15 protein-coding genes are annotated in these 19,632 nt (G+C 57.4%); 11 read left to right on the top strand and 4 right to left on the bottom strand.

Annotated elements, in window-relative coordinates:
* Positions 1-126: 126 nt before the first annotated feature.
* Both AC10V3_RS31605 and AC10V3_RS31600 read right to left on the bottom strand, forming a co-directional pair.
* Positions 127-3,984 (bottom strand): NACHT domain-containing protein, encoded by a 3,858-nt coding sequence (locus AC10V3_RS31605; RefSeq protein WP_490923913.1) that lies wholly within the window; start codon positions 3,982-3,984, stop codon positions 127-129.
* 504 nt (positions 3,985-4,488) lie between these two features.
* Positions 4,489-5,049 (bottom strand): hypothetical protein, encoded by a 561-nt coding sequence (locus tag AC10V3_RS31600; protein ID WP_490923912.1) that lies wholly within the window; start codon positions 5,047-5,049, stop codon positions 4,489-4,491.
* 559 nt (positions 5,050-5,608) lie between these two features.
* Between AC10V3_RS31600 and AC10V3_RS31595 the strand changes: the two genes are divergently transcribed.
* From AC10V3_RS31595 to AC10V3_RS31570, 6 genes are all read left to right on the top strand, one after another.
* Positions 5,609-7,834: a hypothetical protein gene (locus AC10V3_RS31595; protein WP_490923911.1), complete on the top strand. Its 2,226-nt coding sequence runs from the start codon at positions 5,609-5,611 to the stop codon at positions 7,832-7,834.
* Between the two features lie 305 nt (positions 7,835-8,139).
* Positions 8,140-8,445, top strand: a complete 306-nt coding sequence (locus AC10V3_RS31590; protein ID WP_490923910.1) for a hypothetical protein — start codon at positions 8,140-8,142, stop codon at positions 8,443-8,445.
* Positions 8,446-8,451: 6 nt separating this feature from the next.
* Complete coding sequence (locus AC10V3_RS31585) at positions 8,452-9,156, top strand: peptide arginase family protein (RefSeq protein WP_490923909.1); 705 nt, start codon at positions 8,452-8,454, stop codon at positions 9,154-9,156.
* On the top strand, positions 9,123-9,521 hold the full coding sequence (locus AC10V3_RS31580; protein WP_490923908.1) for a hypothetical protein: 399 nt from the start codon (positions 9,123-9,125) through the stop codon (positions 9,519-9,521). Before AC10V3_RS31585 ends, AC10V3_RS31580 begins: the two co-directional genes overlap by 34 nt.
* Positions 9,522-9,532: 11 nt before the next feature.
* The gene (locus tag AC10V3_RS31575) at positions 9,533-9,754 is read left to right on the top strand and encodes a hypothetical protein (RefSeq protein ID WP_490923907.1); all 222 of its coding nucleotides are present in this window, start codon (positions 9,533-9,535) and stop codon (positions 9,752-9,754) included.
* 472 nt (positions 9,755-10,226) lie between these two features.
* On the top strand, positions 10,227-10,376 hold the full coding sequence (locus tag AC10V3_RS31570; RefSeq protein ID WP_490923906.1) for a hypothetical protein: 150 nt from the start codon (positions 10,227-10,229) through the stop codon (positions 10,374-10,376).
* A 42-nt stretch (positions 10,377-10,418) separates the two neighbouring features.
* Here the strand turns inward: AC10V3_RS31570 and AC10V3_RS31565 are convergent, their stop codons facing one another.
* A complete protein-coding gene (locus AC10V3_RS31565; RefSeq protein WP_490923905.1) occupies positions 10,419-11,447 on the bottom strand; it encodes an IS630 family transposase in 1,029 nt (342 codons plus the stop codon).
* A gap of 889 nt (positions 11,448-12,336) precedes the next feature.
* Between AC10V3_RS31565 and AC10V3_RS31560 the strand changes: the two genes are divergently transcribed.
* The 5 genes from AC10V3_RS31560 (at position 12,337) to AC10V3_RS31540 (ending at position 19,051) form a co-directional block, all read left to right on the top strand.
* The gene (locus AC10V3_RS31560) at positions 12,337-13,173 is read left to right on the top strand and encodes a hypothetical protein (protein WP_490923904.1); all 837 of its coding nucleotides are present in this window, start codon (positions 12,337-12,339) and stop codon (positions 13,171-13,173) included.
* 389 nt (positions 13,174-13,562) lie between these two features.
* A complete protein-coding gene (locus AC10V3_RS31555) occupies positions 13,563-13,748 on the top strand; it encodes a hypothetical protein (RefSeq protein WP_490923903.1) in 186 nt (61 codons plus the stop codon).
* A 19-nt stretch (positions 13,749-13,767) separates the two neighbouring features.
* On the top strand, positions 13,768-14,643 hold the full coding sequence (locus AC10V3_RS31550; protein WP_490923902.1) for a DUF8548 family protein: 876 nt from the start codon (positions 13,768-13,770) through the stop codon (positions 14,641-14,643).
* An 843-nt stretch (positions 14,644-15,486) separates the two neighbouring features.
* Positions 15,487-16,023: a 3'-5' exonuclease gene (locus AC10V3_RS31545; RefSeq protein WP_490923901.1), complete on the top strand. Its 537-nt coding sequence runs from the start codon at positions 15,487-15,489 to the stop codon at positions 16,021-16,023.
* 280 nt (positions 16,024-16,303) lie between these two features.
* Positions 16,304-19,051 carry an ATP-dependent helicase gene (locus AC10V3_RS31540; protein WP_490923900.1) on the top strand — a complete coding sequence of 916 codons (2,748 nt, stop codon included), beginning with the start codon at positions 16,304-16,306 and terminating at the stop codon, positions 19,049-19,051.
* Positions 19,052-19,354: 303 nt separating this feature from the next.
* On the opposite strand, the gene AC10V3_RS31535 is transcribed toward AC10V3_RS31540, so the two are convergent.
* Positions 19,355-19,588: a hypothetical protein gene (locus tag AC10V3_RS31535; protein WP_490923899.1), complete on the bottom strand. Its 234-nt coding sequence runs from the start codon at positions 19,586-19,588 to the stop codon at positions 19,355-19,357.
* Between the last annotated feature and the right edge of the window lie 44 nt (positions 19,589-19,632).

Genomic DNA, 19,632 nt, shown 5'->3' with positions numbered 1-19,632 from the left:
CGGTTCCACGCAGACCAGGCGTGGCAGCCCAAAGGCTTTCGTCACAGGTCGAGCGTAACGGTGCGGCATACTCCGGCGTCAATCCCGATGGGTCCGTCGTCGGTCGTATCCGACGACGGACCCGGCTCATGGTCTGGAGACGTCGAGTACGACGATCTCGGTGGTCCGCTGTAGCGGCGCTGGGAGATCCTCTTGCAGGAGCGTCTCCATCTCTGCAGCACTGCGCGGACGGCGCCTGCCACGCCCGCGCGATGGGACGCCTTCGGCGCCGAACCAGAACACCAGGTAGATGCTGAGTCCGGCGGCGCCAATGTCGGCAGCATAGCGCTGAAGCTGGGTGGAGGCGGCCGTCCAGACCTGAGGATGATAGTGGCGTTTGGCTTCTATCGGGAGATTTGCACGGGCGCCGGTCAGAATGACGAGATCCGCCCGACTTTCCGCGGCGCGCTGCGTCTCGGGCAGCGGGGGGATCGCAATCCCGAAATGAGCCAATCTGGCCTGGAGCAGGATGCCGAGCGCATTGCGGCAGCTATTCTCGATCTTGGGCTTCGCCGGCGCCTCGTTCCAGAAAAGTTGCCAGGGCTGCAGCGGATCCACCTGGAGCGAGGATTGGATCTGTCGCAACTCGTCGACGACCACGGCCTGGAGATCGGCGGCGTTCACGGGTGCGCCGCCGTCGAGCGCGATACGCGTGGCGTCGACGGTAACGGGCAAGAAGGTCTGTTCCAGCCTGGCCCTCGCTTGCTCGGTCATCGCATGCCGGATGTAGTTGCGCCATTCGACCAGTTGCGGATGCCGCTCAAGCCCTTGGAGCGCGACGGTTGCCAACAACGCGGTATTGTTGCGTAGCCAGGCCAGGTTCTGGGAAAGGGGATCTGACGACCAGAGTTCCATCTGCTTGGGATCCTTGCCGCGCGCGCAAGCGATGACGACAGATCTGGCAAACAGGATGCGTAGCGTGTTTAACCTCGTCGCGAGTGTCGCCATGAGGTCGTGCCACGGCTTGATGAGACTGGAGTGATTTCCGCCCAGTTCGCGTTCGAACAGCGCGGCATGTTCCGCGGGCGCCAAAGCAAATGCGATGCATACCCATAGCCGCCGATGATTCCCCTTGCAGGCGCGGTTTTGCAACGCTTTGCTGGCCAATGCTTGGAGCTCCGTCGAACTGACAAGCCGCGAGGCAACTTCCATGAGCTGCTCCAGCATGCGCAGCGAGACGTCTGCACGTGTCTCCAGCAGGTGGGTAACCACGGGTGCCAGAATCGCCTGAGCGGCTCGTTCGCTGTTCGTGAGGGCGGTCAATCCGGGTAGAAAATCGAGATGCCCTGTATTCAGACCGGCATTCCACATTGCCAGGATGGCGACACGGGACAGTTCTTCGGTCTGCAACAGCCGGGCAATGGCCCATTCACTCAGGCGAGCGCGGGCACTCTCGTCTTCGGCGGCCATCCAGTCTGATTTGAGCACGACGAGCGCTGCGAAGAGCGGCGGTGTCGGTATAGGGCCCGCAGAGGTGTCAAGCAACGACAGGGTGCCCGCGAGAACGGAAGCCTCTTGCGGATAGGAATTGTTCGTTGCGCTCATCGTCCCGAGATCCGACGCATGAACGCCGAAACCATGCATCGCGACGTGCTGCCATCCCGCCGTAATGGCCGCCATGATGTCGGTGCCGACCAATGCCTGCAGTTTCTCGGGGCCGACGAGGTCACGTTCGCCAAAGGGATCGGAGCCAAGGCGGCAAATTGCCGCGATTTGCAACAGCGAGGTCGCTTTGCCGGAGGCCAGGTCGCCCCTGCTGCGCTCGAACTGTGCTCGAAGGTGGCCTCTGCGTCGATCCACACGCGCCTGCCACGCACGCTCCCGGCGCACCATCGCCTGCCGTTGCGGATCCACTGGGCACGTTTCCAGCATGGCGACGAGCTCCTGAATGGAAGCGTTCATGAGTCGCGCCGCGAGGAAGTCGTGTACCCGCCAGAACTGATCGGGCACCGAGGTATTGCTCTTTGCGTTGGCGGCTGCCATGGCAAGGCAGCGGTATTCGCCTAACTGGCTGTGCAGCGACGGATCCTCCAGAAGGCGTTGCACGATGGCGGTCGACGGAAAGGAGCCGAGCTTATGGAGAAAGACGACGCCGGGAAAGTGCGGTGGGGAAGTACTTTCGGTCAGTGCGATCGCGACGAACAGATTGAGCTCGTTGTGGCCTGCCTGTATCCAGCGAGACAAGGACTCTCGAACCAAATCGTCGTGCCCTTCTGTCGGATACTGCTTCAGGTTTGTCAGCCATCGCCATACGTCCTCGCTGGTTGGCGACGGTGACGCGTCCAGCAGCGCGACGAGGTTCTGATCCAGCAGCCGTCGAATCTCGGTGTGTGCGCTCGTATTCTGCGTATCCGCGAAATACGCGCCCCAGTTCTGTTCCAGGAGCGCGCGCCGCGGGGCGCTTTGCAGTTGTCGGCCAAGGTTCAGGAGCCGGCCCACCGTGCGTTTCTCGGCGTAGGCGTGGTGGTCTCGCAGTAACTGGCCCCACTCCTCATCACCCAGTAGGCTTGCGTCCCGCCCAGCGATTGCCACGCGCAGCGCCACGTTGCTTTGACATTGGGCCAGGGCCGACACGGCACGGAACAGTGCAAGTCGCGCTTGGCCGCGGTCATGGGCGCTCGCGATGGCGGCTTCTGCCGCCCTGCTGCGTTGCCCGTCGGGTCGGCTGTTGTCCAGCGCGATCGAACTAAGCAAGGGAGCCAGGGAAGTGACCGGCGCCCCGTACTGGAGCGCCTCGGTGACGGTGAGAAACAAATGATCCGAGGCGCTCCTGTCGTCGAGAATTGTCCGAAACTCGGATGCAAGGTCGTCGCCGGCGAGGCCTCCGACGATGGTGTCGCCATTATCCGCGGCCCGGAACCAGGGATCATCACGAGCAAGATTGTGCAGAAGGATGCGGCGCTGCGAGGTCGTGAGCGCTTTCGCATCGCCATAGATCAGGACGGTCGCCGCATCCTGGCGAACCAATCGCGCGGCGGCTTCGTCCAGCCCGAGTTGCGCCAGGTGGACCGCGGTCCAGGCATACACGCCGCGCCATTCCGACGGGGGATGCCCACCGGCGCCGGTCATGAGCGCGAGGGCGCGCGCGACGGGGTAGCGAGGCCTTCCCGCCCCGCCGGCTATGGATTGGGCTAGGCTTTGCCCGGCCAAATATTCCGCGACGACGCGATGCATCGGCGCAAACGTGTGTCCATCCAGGCGCCGAAACAGTGCGGTGTCCAGCGTGTCGGCCAGAAGATCTGGGGACAGGCCGGTGTCGGCACTCACCAACAGCCTGGCACGCAACTCTGCCGGGGGGGCCGCCGTCGAGTGCCAGACTGCTGCGCGGTTCGGGAGCAACATCAGCGCACAGAGTTTTGCCGCCGCGCCGAGGATGGCGGCGGCAGATGCCCGGTCTCGGGTTGCGGCGCGAGACGGATTGTTTTCGTGCGCTAGCCGATCCACCGCGCTCGCAAACAGCTCGAATCGCGTTGCCGGCCATTCCTGGTTGTCTTGCACCGCCCGGTAGAGCAGCACCAGGCTGAGCGGATTTTCCGCGAAGGGCGATCCGCCGAGCCGTGCCGCGTTCGCGAGGAACGCATGGGGATCGGGTTCGCCAATGGACGTGAGCAGGGCGCGTGCCTCCTCGTCGGACAGGGGATCGAGCCGGGCGACGGCTATCTCCTGTCCGTTGGTGGCACGCGCCAATCGAGCACGATCGGCATCGCTCCAGTCTTCCGCGCGGCAGGTGAGCCACCAGGCGGGAGGCGCGAGCTCGTTCAGGCGGGTGGCGATCTGTTCGATCTTGTCGGCCCGGTAGCCATTGCCGGATCGGTACTCGTCGAGGCCATCCAGATAAATCGGGGTACCCACCGGAACGACCGCGCCGTTGACAAATGCCGAAACGCCCACCAGGTGGCCGCCGGATTCCGCAGCCAGTTGAGCGAGGACGGTGGTCTTGCCCATGCCCGGTTCGCCGACCAGCACCCCATGCGGATGTCGATGTAACTCGCTTGCTCGGATGGGCCGGGCCGTACTGTCCGGCCAGCCTGACAACACAGTGACGCGACGATTGATCGGCATGGATTGAGAATGAGGTGTCGTTTTCGCAACAATCATTGCACATTACGACGGCGCTTGGCAGTTGCGGTGGGGGCAAAGGGGGCAGTGCCGCTGTCGCGGCACCTTGCGCGAGGCGCGAACGCGTTGGCATTTTTGCGGACGGTCGATCTCCCTTATTACGCCCCGCAGATCGATCGGGCCGACATTTGAAACTGGCTGTCCCGACGGGGCGTGCGTCCGCGGCGGGTGCGACCGCCGAGCCATGGCGCCCAGATGCGGTCGGACGGGCTCGCCGCCGGGTCCTCGAGAAGCGGACCGCTGCACGGCACGGGAGGGAGATGGTCAGCGCACCGCAGCCGACGGCGATCGCCATGTTGCGTTTCCAAGTAAAGATGGGAAATGCCTGATTTACTTGGAAACGCCATGGAACTGTGGACAGCAAATCTCTCGTTGGGGATGGGGCAACGCGGCCTGTCGTTCGCGCACCGATCCGCGCATCGGGGCGGGCCGCGGCCAGCGGTAGGCAATGTCCACGAGGCGCAACGCGAAGACGTAGACGATCCCAGCCATCGCTGCGGCGGTACCCCATACGAGCGGCACTGTGCCATCCCGATAAAAACCCGCGAGGGTAATGGCGGTGGAGGCCAGCAGCGGAATGATGCCCACCTTTTCCAGGGCGCCGATGAAGAGCGATAGGCGCCCGCGCGCCTGCTCGGCGACGTCGGCCAGGTAGCGCCTGGCAAAGACAATCTGCTCGGCGGTGTACGTTTGCCGGATATTGCAGACCGTGTCGTACCAGCGCGCCATGTTCTTCCCGACGGCGCCGATCGTCTGCGCTTCGAGGGCCCTCCATTCCCGGATCGTCAGCAGGGTGGAGCGCAAACCGAGCACCGTGACCGCGATGACCCCGAGGAGCAGCAGGGCGAGCGCCAGGTAACTGGCGCTGCGGTAGGGCCCGCTTGCGATCACTACCGATAGGACCCATCCAAGGCCTAGCCGTCCCGCAAACGCCTGTGGCAGAGGTAACGAAAACAGACAAACGCTGGAGGGGTGGTTGCCGGATTGATGGCGAGAAAGTGCCGAGAGGGCAGCGTAGCCGCCCAGCGTCGGTGATATGGTGTGCGATTCCTGATCAGCGTCAATGAGACGGAGGCCCGAAGGACGGTGAGCAGAATTAGGGTGCACGGGTCGATGCAAATGTCCTCAGATATGCCACCCATCGGGAGGGTGTGTCGCTTGTTAGCAACAGGTCGGGGCCTTGCCGTGGGCCGATCCAAATTCAGCCTTCAAAGGCTATCGCCTGATGGAGTCGTTTCCGGCGAGGCGGTCGTGCGCTCCAACGGTAAGGATGACCTGCGCACGGACTACGACCCGGTCGACCACACGATCCACACCGCGTCCCGCATGGAGAACAACGGAGTATCGCTGCCGGGATCGCAGACATCTAGCAATTCCATTGGCATTCAGCAATCAAGGCATTTGGTAGTCTGATAGGAAGTGCAGCCATCATGAACCTTCTTTAGAGCTAATGCGAAATATTTCCAGTTCGGCGCTACAAAATCAGATGGTAAATCCTTATGAGCAACGATTTCAGACGTTGCTGGCTAAAGGTATCGACAGCTCTGCCGCCGCTCTGATGACCACTGAACGTTACGTCGATCAGAAGCCGGTGGTGCGTAACAAAAGAAAACTACCTCTTGGAGAGCATGACGAAGCCTTCTGGTCGAGCAGTTTCTTGACGCTGATTTCACCTGATGGCTGGGGGAGCGAGATTGGCCGATTGGCAATAGTGCGTTATTTGAAGCAAGGACGCATATCGCGCCATGATTTGCTGGTTATAATTGCTCGGACTGCGTCAGACGCCTTAATCTGGGCCATTCGGCGATCTCGGGTGGGGCCGTCCTCACATGCAGATCGATTCTCTGAGCTGCAGTCAGTAGGAATGTCATGCTCCGTAATCGCTGAGCAATGCGAGATCATCTCCATCCTTTCTGAAGCCTGCCAAGCGCAAAAGAACGAACTGGAACGTTGCAAAGCCCGGCTGGGCGAGCTAAGCCCCTTTGAGCTATCGTTATACGCGAGCCTATTCGCCTACGCAGAGTTGGTACCGTTGCCGGGTAGGGGCCATCATCCGGAGATGGAAAAATACTGGGAGGCGATCAACGACCTATTGATCTGGAAGATTGCTTCGGTACCGGAGTCAGCTATCAAGCTGAACATCGCCAAGGCCGGGCGTTCTTTGGCGACACATCTTTCTCCACTGATTTTTCCAAGCTCCCAAGGTCAGCCGGCTCGGCATGACTTGTACGAGGCCTTTGAGGAACTCCTCGCAGCTCAACTGGAACTTAATGCCATTAACTCCCGTTCTGTCGATGCGTACTGTTACGACGATAGCATTCTATTTGTTCGTAACGGTAACGTCTTGGAAATCGAGCAAACCGATCCGGCAGTGAGAGAGAAGTGGCGTCGTGATGGTGAAAAGCTGGCTAAGCTTCATGGCTATTGGCTCCATCGCGGGATGCTGGAATACATCAATTCTCCCATCTCGGAGGGAATAATTGGGAAAGCAGAGAACCATGAACTGAACGAAATGGCCCTGATCCGAGCAATGAGCAATCGTTCGCTTCTGGAAGAGGTATATGGCATCGACGACCGAGTGCTGCTGGAAACCGGTACGCGAGTACCACTACTCAAGGCCCTTCTAGCGTTGGAGCTGAGCTCCGTCTTTTACCAAAGCGCGTTTCTTCGCCCCTTTGGCGAGCTGCTGAAAGAAACCGGAGACTGCCTGGCGGCTTTGCACATATTGTGCATGCGTGGATTTGTTGAAGGGCAGAACCGGCTGCCACTGACTTTTGCGACCCGCGTGGACAAGGTCAACGCTATTCGTGGCTGGGTCGCAAGTGATGCTCAGCCTCAAGGTGACCCATTGATGGCGGCTGCGGTGCTGGATTTCTGGACCAGTGATTGGTCAGCATTATCCGGCCGCCTGCGTAACAACGGTGACGACGTGGCGCCGAACCTGCTGGAGCGCCCTTTCCTTAAGATGGGCGAGCTTATCGTTCAGTTGCCTTGGCTCACTGGCCTCCAGAACAATCGCACAGCGGCGATCAATAATCTGCGCCGGATTGGCCAAAAGCGATCGGAAGTCAAAGAGGAAACCGCTCGCATTGAGCAACGATTAGGAGCGCTATTTGCGCAACGTGGCTTCCGCGTCAAGGCGGGATGGGTGCCCGATCGAGACACCTACGGTGACGCCGGCGAGGTCGATCTGATTTGCGCCATGGACGGGATCGTGCTTGTCATTGAGGTCAAATCCTCCTTCCTCCGCACAACCCGGCGGGAGGCTTGGTCGCATGCCAGTACTACGCTGCGAAAGGCTGGCAATCAATTGCAGCGTAAAACTGCGGCGCTGATGCGAGCACTGACCATTGATGCGGGGTTGTGTGCCGACTTGGGACTGCCAACTGGAATAGTCCCGTCCTTGACAGGATGGATCGTCGATACATCCATCGAACACGATCATGAGCGGTTCAGCGGCTTTCTCAAGATCTCGCTGGAGGAGGTCATCATTGCTCTACGAAACGATCGTCACCTTCTATCTGACCCATATGGGATACTGAAGGCGATACAGGATGGCGTGATTCCGGACGAGGCTGATCATGTTATGCACGGGGGAGCTTCGCTATACCCGCAGTCATTCTCTGTGGCTCGCTTTGTAGATGTAATCGAGTCTGAAGCGGTTTGGTCGAATTGAATCGGTGCTGGAGGGTCGGAAGTGTAGTTCGTCTCCCCCAGTCCTTCGCTCTTCAGCGGCCTGCTTTATTGGGCAATCCTCTTCGGGCATCCAATGCCACGCGTCCAAACTGTCCGAAGGCTGCCCAGGACGGCGGACGGCCCGTATCATCGGGTTACGCTGGAACGGGCGTGCTGCCTGTCGAGATGCGCTCTGGCGCAGAGTTACACCGCGGCTGGCTTCCGTTCTCGCGGACGACAACTGGCTGCAAACGCAGCTTGCGCTATAGAGGCTGCAGCCTGATCCCTACTTGAATAGGAAAAGATATGAAGCCAGCCAGCATCGTTAGCGGAAAACCGGACCTTAGCGGCAACCGCTTTTCCACCAGTACGCGTAACACTGGTATGAATCAGCGCGAGACCATTGAGGAAACGCTGTGTAATCTTGCCGCCATATGGGGAGCTGACGAGGTAGAGCGGATTACCAGCGGTCGCGGTGGTGTATTTTACAAGGTCCGTGCGGGAGGCGTCACGATCAGCTATCAGAGCGCCTCAAACGTGATTCTTCAGGTCTCCCGCTATTTGCTAGAGCAAGCGAGTACCATATCGCCGCACCGTGATGTCACGGCGTAGGAAAAGATGATGCGCGAAGTCGATTTCAGCCAACTCCATCCTGATAGCGAGTATCTGTCCGACCTCGGAGCGGACGTGTGGCTCATGGATGATCACCGCTGGGCATTCCTCGTTTGGACGCGCTTCGGCCTTGAACGCGGGATCGAACGGTTTTCGCTGATCCATGCTGACCACCATTGGGACGGCATCAACGACTTCCATGAAAGCGAGGAGGCGCGAGACCGGCTTCTAGCCGCCGACCTGAAGGAGATCGAGGCGATGGTTCGCAACAAAGAGCGCATCCAATTCGACTCGTTTATCGCGCCAGCCGTGATCCGAAAGCTCGTTACAGAGGTGCACTTTTTCTGCAAGCAGACGGGCACTGAGTCGGGCCTTGGTGAACCGCTACTAATTGATACTGGAGTCCGCGAGTTCATGCACGACGACCCTGGCCAGCTTGCCCAGGTCCAATTCAATGGACCTGTTATCTTCGACCTTTGCCTTGACCTGTTCAATCGAACGGACAAGTGGGCGACCGGGGATCTCTGGACTGACGACGAGATTGGTGACTTTCTCCAGAGCGTTCGCCCCGCCATCGAACGTGCTGAGCTTGTAACTGTGTCGCTTTCGTTTGACTACTCGGGTACCGAGGCTGATACGCGTCATCTCGCCGGACTCGTCGTTCCGCGCATCGTGCAATGGCGATCCACTCACGAAAGAAAAGGCTGCTGAACGTGAAAAGCCGCGGCGGATTCAAGAAACCGACGATCAAAGACAATGGACGAGCGTATGCAAGGCTGTTTGGGTATTTCGCCACTCAGGAGGAATGGCGTCGATTCCTGACGCGGTATGTGGTTAAACATGTGCCGTTCGGAATGGAGCGCAACGGAGACTGCGCAGTGCGTGTGATCGACCCAACGACGGGTGAGTTAGCGACCCTTGGTTTGGAGCTTCCGAACGAAATCAAGTATCACAATTATGTCGCGACCGCGCGCAGCTTCTGGAACGAGAATTTCACGAGCGACACACAGCGACGAAGCCGAACCCTAGAAGTCGGTTTTGATCAGCCATCAAAAGATGAGGTAGTGCCTAGGTGAATCGGAAAAGCATGAAGCGCAACTACAAAATTGACTCCGAGTACAGCGTCGCTGCTGGCAAACATATGGTCGTAGTCACCTTCGATCAAGATGGCGGCATCGCACCTTCTCGATCGCTCCCGTTGTATGAGTCCTCCAGCGACGCCATGGTCGCAGGTATCCGGTATCTGGAGAGCCAGGGGGTGAAAAACATCGATCGGCACGCAGTGGCGTCGGTCATCCTACTGAAGTAGGGGGAGCCCATGACCAATCCCACACTGCCACGCAGTGCGCAGCCATACAAGGCGGCTTGGCCTCCGCCAAATCGTGATTACTTCACCGTCAGAGTGATGAACTCTCAAGCCCTGCACAACGTTTCATCAGTACTGTGGGCCGTGCACGAGAAAGACGACCTATTTGTTGGCCCATCGGTACGCCTCACAAGCCCCGTAGGGCGGGTTCAACTGGAGACACAAGAGCTGGCGGAGCAATTCTGCGAACATGCACGCAATGTCCTCAGCAAGCGCCACGGGGACGACATTCAACTCGCTGTAGTATCCGGTACGGCGCCCACGAAGACTTCTAATCGTTGGACACGCGAGCAATCCGCGCACGTGCGCGCAATGCTGGATGGACTAGCAAATGCGCACGACGGTAGTAGCAATGCTCGTTGATGCTAGCCTAGCGCGGCGTGCACGATCACAGGCTGTTGTCGTGGAGATTAAAATGTTCTTACGCAACGCTACTGATGTGGTGGTGGCTCGCGTGCTTCGCGAGGCCCCAGATTGGTTGCTCGCCGAATTGGCGAACGAGGGGCTACAGCTCTACTACGAGAGATTCGGTAGCCGCTGGATTCTCACATCACTGGATGAATAAGAAAAGCGACACAGATGAGGAACACTCAGCGGCGATGATTACTCATAAGTCAGTAATATAGCGGACAGATGGGTGCCTGAAGAACGAGCGCACGAGCTTCGGGTCGCGTCGAATTTGTGCAAGCTGCTCGTGAATTCGCGAACCCAGCTTTTCGCCTTTTTGCAAAGGGGATCGCGCGACGCCGTTGCGCTTGACGTGACTCCACACCAACTCATCCGGATTGAGGTCCGGGGCGTAACCAGGCAGGAAATGCAAGGTCAGTTTGCCCTGCGCACTGGCGACGTAGTCCTTGACGATGGCTTTCTTATGCGCTGGCAATCCGTCGACGATCAGATGCACCGCCTTCTTTCGATTGAACATCAGCTTCTTGAGCAGCGTGACGAACAACTCACCGCTGAGCCCGCCTTCGTACGTTGCGAACCAGAAGGCACCCTTCGAGTTGACGGCGGACGCCGCGCTCATGCTTTGCCGTTGGCCGGGACGCTCGACAATGGGGGTTTCGCCGCGCGGCGCCCAGGTCTTGCCATGCACCGAGTCAGCGCGAAAGCCCGATTCGTCCCAGAAGAAGATATCCGCCTTCTGCTCACGAGCCTGCTTGGCAATGGCCGGATACGTGTCGTGCCGCCAGCGATCGATTGCCTCTGGATCGCGCTGGTAAGCGCGCTGCAGCGGCTTTTGCGGCGTCAGGTTCAGGCGTGCCAGCATCGCGCCGATCGAGGCCAGACTCAGCGTCACGCCGAACTTTTGCTGCACCAGTTCGCGAACCAGGTTGCGCGTCCACAGCCCAAAATCGAACCCGTACTGCATCGGATTCTTGCCGTTGATCCATCGCAACACCCGCTGCTCCTGCGCAGGCGTGAGCGTGCGCGGGCGACCCGTGCCTTTGGTCGAGCGCAGCGCCCGTACACCGCGGCCGCTCGCCTGGGCGCGAATCTTGTACGCCCACGACCGATTCATCCCGAACGATGCCGCGACATCATCCGGATGCTCCCCCTCGGCCATGCGTTGCACCGCCAGGATGCGCATTTCTTCAAGCGTGTTGTGAGCCAGGCTGCGGCCGTCGTGCTTCATGAGCGCTCCCCTCAATGACCATCGCTCAAGGATAGACTATTTGTCCGCCAAATTCCTGACTTATGAGTAAATGCGCGGGACGTGAGATCAGCACCCTACTCGAACAGACCACGCGCGACGGTATCCTCGTTGGAGGCAGGATGGAGAGTGCAGCCAAGGCTGCGTTTGACCAATATGCGCGCCAAGCCGCAACCAACGAACCTGGGCAGAGCGCGGTATCTGTCCACGGATAACAAAAAAGCCCCTTGATGGCTAGCCGTTAACAAAATCTGTTGAAACGCAAAACGGGTCCCGCCTTTCCAGATGGGGCCCGTTTTTTGCCTGTAAACAAGGGGTTCTGCGCTGGAGAATGCCACCCCTTCCTCACCTGAGGTGGAATGTCAAAACATGGCGTTTGAGGCACACGGATTTTGGCGGCTTCCGCGCGTTCGTATGAGGTCTGAGCGTCGCAGAACGACCCATCTGAGACATCCAAACCTGCAGGGTCTAACGACCGGTTTGAACGACATCCAGCCGCTGCGAGCGCTCGGCCTCTACGTGGTATGCCCTTTCCACAGAAAGGGTTGATTCAAGGTTGAAGCCGATACGCCCGGTCGGGGCGTCTATGTATGGCTTTGGAGCGGATTTGGGACCGACAATGACTCGAGCAACAGGAGTTTGGTGATACGGTCAGTCGCTCTCCCAGTTCAAGTTTAATCGGCCATTCGACGGATAGTTTTGCCGCGCTGCGCGCGCACAATGGAGAGACGAAGCCAACCACCCAGAACAGCCGCTTCACATTAGAAGTGGGGCGTCTGCAAAAAATATCAGGCAATGCGGTAGCGGAGGGGTATCCACGCTCCGACGGCAGCGTACAGATCTTACTTCGAAAAAAGACGGAGATCGGCAAATGGAAATCGCCCATCATTTTATGTCGAGCGAGTCGTCTGTGAGTCTCTGGCTCGAAAAGCGGATCCCTTTGGAACCAAAGGGGGCGCTTCATGCTATCCGGGAAACGCTGCGGGACGCGCTTTGGGACCTGCGGCTGCCGGATCAGAGCCTATTGTCCTGCTGCTACACCTCGCTGGAAACGAAGCATGATGCCGACGTTGAAAACCTTGTCATCTACAACATTGGGACGGACAACTTCTCCAACCTGACCCGACACGGGGTCCATTTTCGACGCCGACGGGAAGTGCCGCCACTCAGCCCTCAAGTCGAAGCGTTCGCGCATCACTACGACTATCGGTTCATTGACCGACTGGACCCGAAAATGGGGCCAAACTTTTGCTTCTACCTCCCCAAGGGCTCCGCGCTAAAGCGGCCCGAGGAGGTCTGGTGGTCCGCGACTCAGGCACCGCGCATGGATTATGTACCGCTGCCAGGGCAGCCGTTTTCCCTGTACGTGAAGCTTGAGACCCGGATGGGGGACAGCGGCGTCGCGAACGTTATCAAGCCGTTGCTGGATGGGATCGTCTGTGCCATGCACAACGACCCATTCCCGTCGAGCGAGGCCATCGCCCGCTTGAGCCGGGGTTGGGGGCGCGGGATGGAGCAGATCCAATCGCGGCTACTGAACCCGCCGAATCCATTTCTTGGCCCGCGCGCAGTACTTGCGACCCATCAAAAGCATAGCGACACGTCAGTACGGTGGGAGCCGGCGGATCACCTCTGCGAGGAATGTACCGTGATCGTCTCTCCCTCCGACGAACATCGTGCTTGGGTCATGGTGGCGCCTATGACCTGACTGTTGTGGAGCCGGCATCCGCCCCTTGCCAGCGTCATTCCGACGCAGGTAATCGGTAGTGAGTGTCTGTGTGGGACATAATCCAAGCGTGAGGGCAGCATAGCCTTCCGAATCCCATCGTCCGACAACAATGGCGGATTGACCACTGGAGTCGAAGGCATATACAGGAAGACGTGGGCTTCGATTGCTTCCAGCGGCACTAACTCGCGATGGCTGAAGGTGCCGCCCCCGCTTCAAGCCCCCGCATTACTCTGCTGGTCTTGATGTCTGGTGCGATCCGGGCAACTGGCATACCGGTATCAGACAGTGGCATGGTGTTCTCTCTTTGGTAGATCAAGCTGGAGGCAAGAAACGGGCGCGACGAGCGTCCGCTGTTGGGAAGGTGAGCTATGGACACCCCGCTTGAAGCCGGTACGGTAGTCAAAGTGCTAAACGCACGTACCCCGAGCACGGAGTTTCTCGTCGGCGAGACGGTGCAAATTGTCGCCTACGGCAAGCGGACCGGCGTGTATGCCGTGCTGTTTGATGGCGAACTGTATGCGCCGTTCCGGCAAGAGGACTTTGAGGTCGTGTGATATGGGAGGCCTGGCTGGAATGATGACCAAATGGTGGATTGATGACTGGTCGCACAATGCTTACAAAGGAAGACAGCGGATTCGAAACAGCGGTCAACCCGAGATTGCAAACGCTATCAGGGCACACGGCCATCAATTCAAAACCTTACAAATGGGAATGCGGATCATGCGTGATGACGCCTTGAAGGTTGCTGAATATTGCAACCGTGTCCTGCCGCTTCATTCTGCCAGCCTAAGCGACGAGTATTACTACCAGAGTTTGCCGTTGTGCATCATTGATGCCGTTTTTTCGATAAATGTAAAATATCAAAGCACGCAAAACGTTGTTTCGAGATATTGCCAGCATTTCGGCCTGCGTAAATTTCGACGTGACCGCACGTCAATCCCATCCCGCGAGGAGCAAGAGTCTGTAAGCGCCCTTTGCGAACGCTACATTGAGCGTGGCTTCGGGGTTATGACCGAAGAGATATTAAACAACCGTCAACGAACGTCGGCGGTCAACGGCATAACCAAGGTCGAGGCGGTTCTGGAATTTGCCGCCACCCTGAAGAAATATGGGATAGAGTACTTTCAAGACATCCCGACGGCGATGAATAATGATGACCTTGAGACGGATATTCGAACGATTCCGGGGCAGAGCAGTGGCATTTCGCTTGGTTATTTCTGGATGCTTGCCGGGTCGGATGAGTATACGAAACCTGACCGCATGGTCTTGGGGTTCCTGACGGACGCACTCGGGCGAAACGTCCCGGTCGCAGAGGCGCAATCGTTGATGTCTGCTGCCACAGACCATATCAGGACTTCCCTGCCCGAAATGACCGTTCGGCTGCTGGATTATGAAATCTGGAAGTATCAGCGCGAATTTGGTGCGACACGCGGACACCGCCGTGGGTGATGGTCCGGTATGCAGCCGGTGAGACCGTCACCGCCTTGGCAACCAAGGAACAGGCCTTTGTGCAGGCATACGAACACCAGCCGGTTCTCGCCTGAACTTCAGGTGGGGCGACCGGGATGGAGTGGCAAAGTCCACGCGCAACTGATGGACAGGCTGCATGTTCGCGGGATCGCCGGACAAGTATGGAAACCAACCGTGCTGCGGTGCAGAATTACGGCACAAAAACCCGTTTAATCCAAGAATGTTCTAGATCAGGACAAACTTGCCTTGTAGTCCTGCTACCGCCCGCGCCACACCCCGGCATCGCGGGCTTTTTTTTGTCTGGCAGTCCATCTATGCAATCACGCTTCCGATGTCCGGATGGCTGCCAAACTTCTGCGACATAGTTCCTTGATCGGTTTGCCCAACCCTGACGCGTGCCCGAATCCGTGGTTCTTGGGACAAGTCGAAATACGACAGCGGGGCCATCCCCTTCTTCACGATCACATCATGCAATGCCCCGACTGCGGGCATGCCGAACTGATTCCTGTCTCACTCTCGCTGGCACCACTGTGGGAGCGAGACGCAATGTCAAGAGTCATGTTCCCAAGCCATGTGTGGAGATGCCCCCCGTGTGAGGCCAATCCATTTACGCGGCGTTTCAGGTCTGAATCAACCTTTTCTGAGCTGTCTGCGATGCAGTCCGTCGTTCGATCGATACTCTTTTTCTTCGGCGTGTACAGAATCTAAGCACGCGGCCAAGGATCAAAACAATTACCTCGTAGAGTTCGAAGGTGTGTAGCAGTGCAGGCGGAGACGTAGGATGATCCGCCCGGAATATTCCAACATTACTAAGGGGACATCATGCGGACAGTAGTGGTTCTAGACTTTGAAACGACGGGCTTGTCGCCACGCCAAGGGGATCGTGCCACGGAAATAGCCGCTCTGTTGGTACGTGACGGCCAGATCGTGGACAGATACGAAAGCCTGATGAATGCAGGAAAATTTATACCCGCACACGTTGTCGGGTTAACCGGCATCAGTAACGAAATGATCGAATCTGCGCCGCCTGCCTCGAAAGTAATGCGTGAAGCAGAAAAATTCGTTGGTAAGAATCCAGTGGTGGCACATAACGCAAGCTTCGATAGCATGTTCTGGAAATCCGAACTTGGAGCATTGGGCATGACAACGGCCACCGTGTTCGAATGCACTATGCAAATGTCAAGGCGCGCATATCCACACGCGCCGAACCATAAGCTATTGACCCTGGCTGAAATGCTGGGTTTGCCAAGGTCCGGCCGGTCACACCGAGCGATGGCAGATGCAGAGATGACCAGTCAGCTTTGGCTGAGACTCCAGATCGATCTTGCCCGACCGCGAAGCATGGGTCGGTCGTTCTAGGGACGCGAAGCACGCGTTGATCGTTGCGGCCGTAACAGGCTTCGCACGAGTAGCGTACGCTTGGCTGCGAGACGGAGATGCGCTCATTTCAGGATTGCCCTTGCGTTGACTCGTGAAGGGGCGCAGATCTTCACCTTTCTTCCGCCGGAGTAGTTGACGGCTCTGTCAAGCCCCTGCGGGGCATGGGGTTCGCGGCGCAATATAGGTGTAGGGGCGCATTACGAGCGACGAAGTGCCGGATTACGGAATATGCCGGATCGCAAACGGAAACGGGGGCTGTATGAACTTTACTGACGACCAACGAAAAGCGATCAACCATGCAGGCGGCAATCTTCAGCTAATCGCCTGTGCGGGGTCAGGGAAGACAGAAGTTGTCGCGCGCCGCGTTGTGCATCTATTGACTCCCGGACACAGACATTCAGTCTGTCCGAAAAATATCGTTGCATTCACTTTTACCGACAAGGCCGCCGCAGAACTCAAGGAGAGAATTGTTGAACGCTGCCACGAGGCCCTAGGCGATCTCATCGGGTTGTCAGAAATGTACGTTGGGACTATCCATAGCTTCTGTCTCGAACTGCTAAAGAGTGAGGTTTCAAAATATCTGAAATTTGAAGTTCTGAGCGACGTTCAGCAAACACTTTTCGTAGATAGGCATTCGTCGAAAAGTGGGCTAACGAGGTGCACCGACCTACAGGGAAAACCGCTGAGGCGATACGTTGATACCAGCAACTATACCGATGCCCTGACGATACTTCGTGAAGCATCCATTATTCCTCGCGCCCTTAGAGATTGCTCGATCGTATCCGGACTTAGCTCATACCGCCACTTACTCGACGACAAAAGCTATTTCGACTATTCGGCAATTCTTGATGAGGCAGTTGAGGCACTCCGTCGCGATACGAAGCTGCGAGCGCGGCTCGCCGACCGGATCAAACACGTGATCGTCGATGAGTACCAGGACGTAAATCCGATTCAGGATGCGGTAGTTGATGCCCTGCATGGCTTAGGCGCAGAACTATGCGTTGTTGGGGATGATGATCAAGTGCTGTATCAATGGCGGGGAAGTGACGTCCAGAATATTCTTGCGTTTGGAAAGCGATATGCCCCTGTGAGACAAGTAAAACTAGAGGAGAATTTTCGATCCAGCGAGGGTGTCGTAGAAACCGCTCGGTCGTTCATAGAGCAGAACTCAGAACGCCTACCAAAGCATATGAAGCCGACAGGAGCTCAAGACTATGAGCCTGGTGATCTGGTTGCACTGAGTTTTGATGATCCCGATGAAGAGGCCGCCTATATCGTAAAAACATGCAGGTCACTCTTGGGTGTGGCAATCAAGGAGTCGGATAACCAATTCCGTGGGATCGCCTGGTCCGACATGGCAATTTTGCTACGCAGCGTCGCAAAGAACGCGGAACCGATTACGCGAGCGCTCCGGACAGCGGGCATTCCATTTCTTATCGTTGGAATGAACGATTTGTTCGCTACGCCTGAAGCTAGAGCTGCTCGAGATCTATTCTATTTTATGGCGGACCACCGCCTTGATGAGAAGTCCGTGCTCGCATCGTGGCAAGCTGCTGATACAGGTGCTACGCGGGCGACACTAAAAAAGGCAATTGCCATAGCTGAAAAGAGTCGAAATGACATGATTTCTGGGGAGGAGCGATACTCCGTATATTCGCCGCAGCGCGTTTTCCGCGACTTCCTGGAAAATGCGGAAATACGCGAAGAGACAGTTCCAGGCGAAGAAGGGCGAGGGGAGATTCTGTTTTATAATTTGGGAAAGTTTAGTCAAGCAATCTCTGATTTTGAGGCAATTCACTTTCATTCATCCCCGAAGGAGAAGTACGATAGTTTTGCCAATTTCCTTGAATACAGGGCGGAAGGATCGTATCCGGAAGGATGGCAGTCAAACCAGTACGCGAACCCGAACGCGGTGCGAATCATGACTGTGCACCAAGCGAAAGGGATGCAGTGGCCCGTAGTTTTTGTCCCTGCCCTTCTAAAAAATCGCTTCCCGTCCAAGAGGCTCGGTGGGCGTACCGTCTGGCATCTTATCCCGAAGGAAGCTGTGAAAGGGCAAGCACGATATGAGGGAAGTCTCGAGGACGAGCGTCGATTGTTCTACGTCGCATTGACGCGGGCTCAAAAGTTCCTACATATGACTTGGGCCCCAGTTCTGCGGAATAAGTTATATCAGTTTAGTTCGAGTTTTTGGGACGACATTCTCGCGTCGAAGTACGTAAAGCGTCAGCGGCAAGACTATTCAAACCGCAAGCGTCTGCAGCCAAAGCCGAAGGCAGGGATAACGAACGTTACCCTGACATTTTCTGACATTAAATATTTCTTTGAGTGTCCGTATCAGTTCAAATTACGAATTTTATATGGATTTAATGCGCCTATCGATGAGGCGCTCGGATATGGAAAATCGCTTCACGATGCGCTGGCTGAGGTGCACGCACGGGCGATTCGCGGGGAAGTAATGAGGGAAAGTGACGTCCCTTCGTTGATCGAAACTCATCTGCACGCACCTTATGCATACAAGGCTCTGCGTGAACAATTGGAGAAAGCTGCAACGAAAGTGTTGATGGACTATATCTCAGATAATCGCGGTGAATTTAGAAACATCGAATTTTCCGAAAAACTTATAGAAGTCAACCTGGGAGATGGCGTATCCGTTGCTGGTCGCATTGACCTCGTTCGCCGCAAGGATACTGACGAAACGAGCATCGTCGATCTCAAGTCGACGAAACGGGCGCAGCCGGAGGACGTTACCGAAACCCAGCTTCACATCTATGCTCTTGGTTATAAAGAGCTGACGGGGCGTAACGCTGACTACGTCGAGATTTATAATCTGGACGAACGAAAGAGGAAGCCACGATCTGTGGACGAGGATTTTCTAGATGGGGTGAAAGCAAAGGTTAAGCATGCAGCCGCCGTCTTGCGCGAAGGGATGCTTCGACCTACGCCCTCTACGAAGAAATGCGCCACCTGTGACTACTCCCGTATGTGTGGCGCGGCCAAAAAATAGTGCAAAGAGATGTGTTGCTTCCTGCGGTAGCTGGGTACTCGCCAGTAGGCGCACCGGACGTTCACGGGCGAGAGCCGGAATGGCCGCTTTTAGACGCGGTGCCGCCGCTCGAATGGCTACGTGACGGTGATGGCGAACGGCGGCTAGTGGCCGGTCTCGGTCGGATGCGCGCAGGTGGACCTATAGATGGCCGGTCGCGGCTGGCTGCTAAGGAGCCGACGTATCGCGCTGGGAACCTGTCCGTCCGTGGGATGGTGCGAGGGCCGGTGCCGTAGTCCAACCCATCCAAACGGACGGACGACATTAAACGTGCTGTTTCAGTTCCCTATGATGCGCGATGACTAAGGCGACCATGTCGCGGGGGGACAGCTTGCCAGCGCGCGTAAGGGCAACAAGCAGATCATCCGTTGCGTCAGGCGCCACCTCGTCACCCAGTAGCCCCGCTACGGCTGTGGCCCATTCGTCGGCGTAGGTCGCCGAATACTCGATCCCCTCCCGCCGTGCCAACTCAGCGACGTAACGTGCGGTTTCGGTCATGTTTCAATACTAGAAGTAGAGAACTGGTCCGGCGACGGCATCCA

The sequence above is a fragment of the Cupriavidus sp. PB-02 genome, assembly GCF_058252315.1.
This window is presented reverse-complemented; position numbering and strand designations above follow the sequence as displayed.

Excerpts from the sequence above, each read along its gene's own strand:
- AC10V3_RS31540 (WP_490923900.1), top strand. The coding sequence starts at position 16,304 with ATGAACTTTACTGACGACCAACGAAAAGCGATCAACCATGCAGGCGGC.
- AC10V3_RS31590 (WP_490923910.1), top strand. The coding sequence starts at position 8,140 with ATGAAGCCAGCCAGCATCGTTAGCGGAAAACCGGACCTTAGCGGCAAC.
- AC10V3_RS31535 (WP_490923899.1), bottom strand. The coding sequence starts at position 19,588 with ATGACCGAAACCGCACGTTACGTCGCTGAGTTGGCACGGCGGGAGGGG.
- AC10V3_RS31585 (WP_490923909.1), top strand. The coding sequence starts at position 8,452 with ATGATGCGCGAAGTCGATTTCAGCCAACTCCATCCTGATAGCGAGTAT.
- AC10V3_RS31550 (WP_490923902.1), top strand. The coding sequence starts at position 13,768 with ATGATGACCAAATGGTGGATTGATGACTGGTCGCACAATGCTTACAAA.
- AC10V3_RS31555 (WP_490923903.1), top strand. The coding sequence starts at position 13,563 with ATGGACACCCCGCTTGAAGCCGGTACGGTAGTCAAAGTGCTAAACGCA.
- AC10V3_RS31565 (WP_490923905.1), bottom strand. The coding sequence starts at position 11,447 with ATGAAGCACGACGGCCGCAGCCTGGCTCACAACACGCTTGAAGAAATG.
- AC10V3_RS31575 (WP_490923907.1), top strand. The coding sequence starts at position 9,533 with ATGAAGCGCAACTACAAAATTGACTCCGAGTACAGCGTCGCTGCTGGC.
- AC10V3_RS31605 (WP_490923913.1), bottom strand. The coding sequence starts at position 3,984 with ATGGGCAAGACCACCGTCCTCGCTCAACTGGCTGCGGAATCCGGCGGC.
- AC10V3_RS31545 (WP_490923901.1), top strand. The coding sequence starts at position 15,487 with ATGCGGACAGTAGTGGTTCTAGACTTTGAAACGACGGGCTTGTCGCCA.
- AC10V3_RS31595 (WP_490923911.1), top strand. The coding sequence starts at position 5,609 with ATGCGAAATATTTCCAGTTCGGCGCTACAAAATCAGATGGTAAATCCT.
- AC10V3_RS31580 (WP_490923908.1), top strand. The coding sequence starts at position 9,123 with ATGGCGATCCACTCACGAAAGAAAAGGCTGCTGAACGTGAAAAGCCGC.
- AC10V3_RS31560 (WP_490923904.1), top strand. The coding sequence starts at position 12,337 with ATGGAAATCGCCCATCATTTTATGTCGAGCGAGTCGTCTGTGAGTCTC.
- AC10V3_RS31570 (WP_490923906.1), top strand. The coding sequence starts at position 10,227 with ATGTTCTTACGCAACGCTACTGATGTGGTGGTGGCTCGCGTGCTTCGC.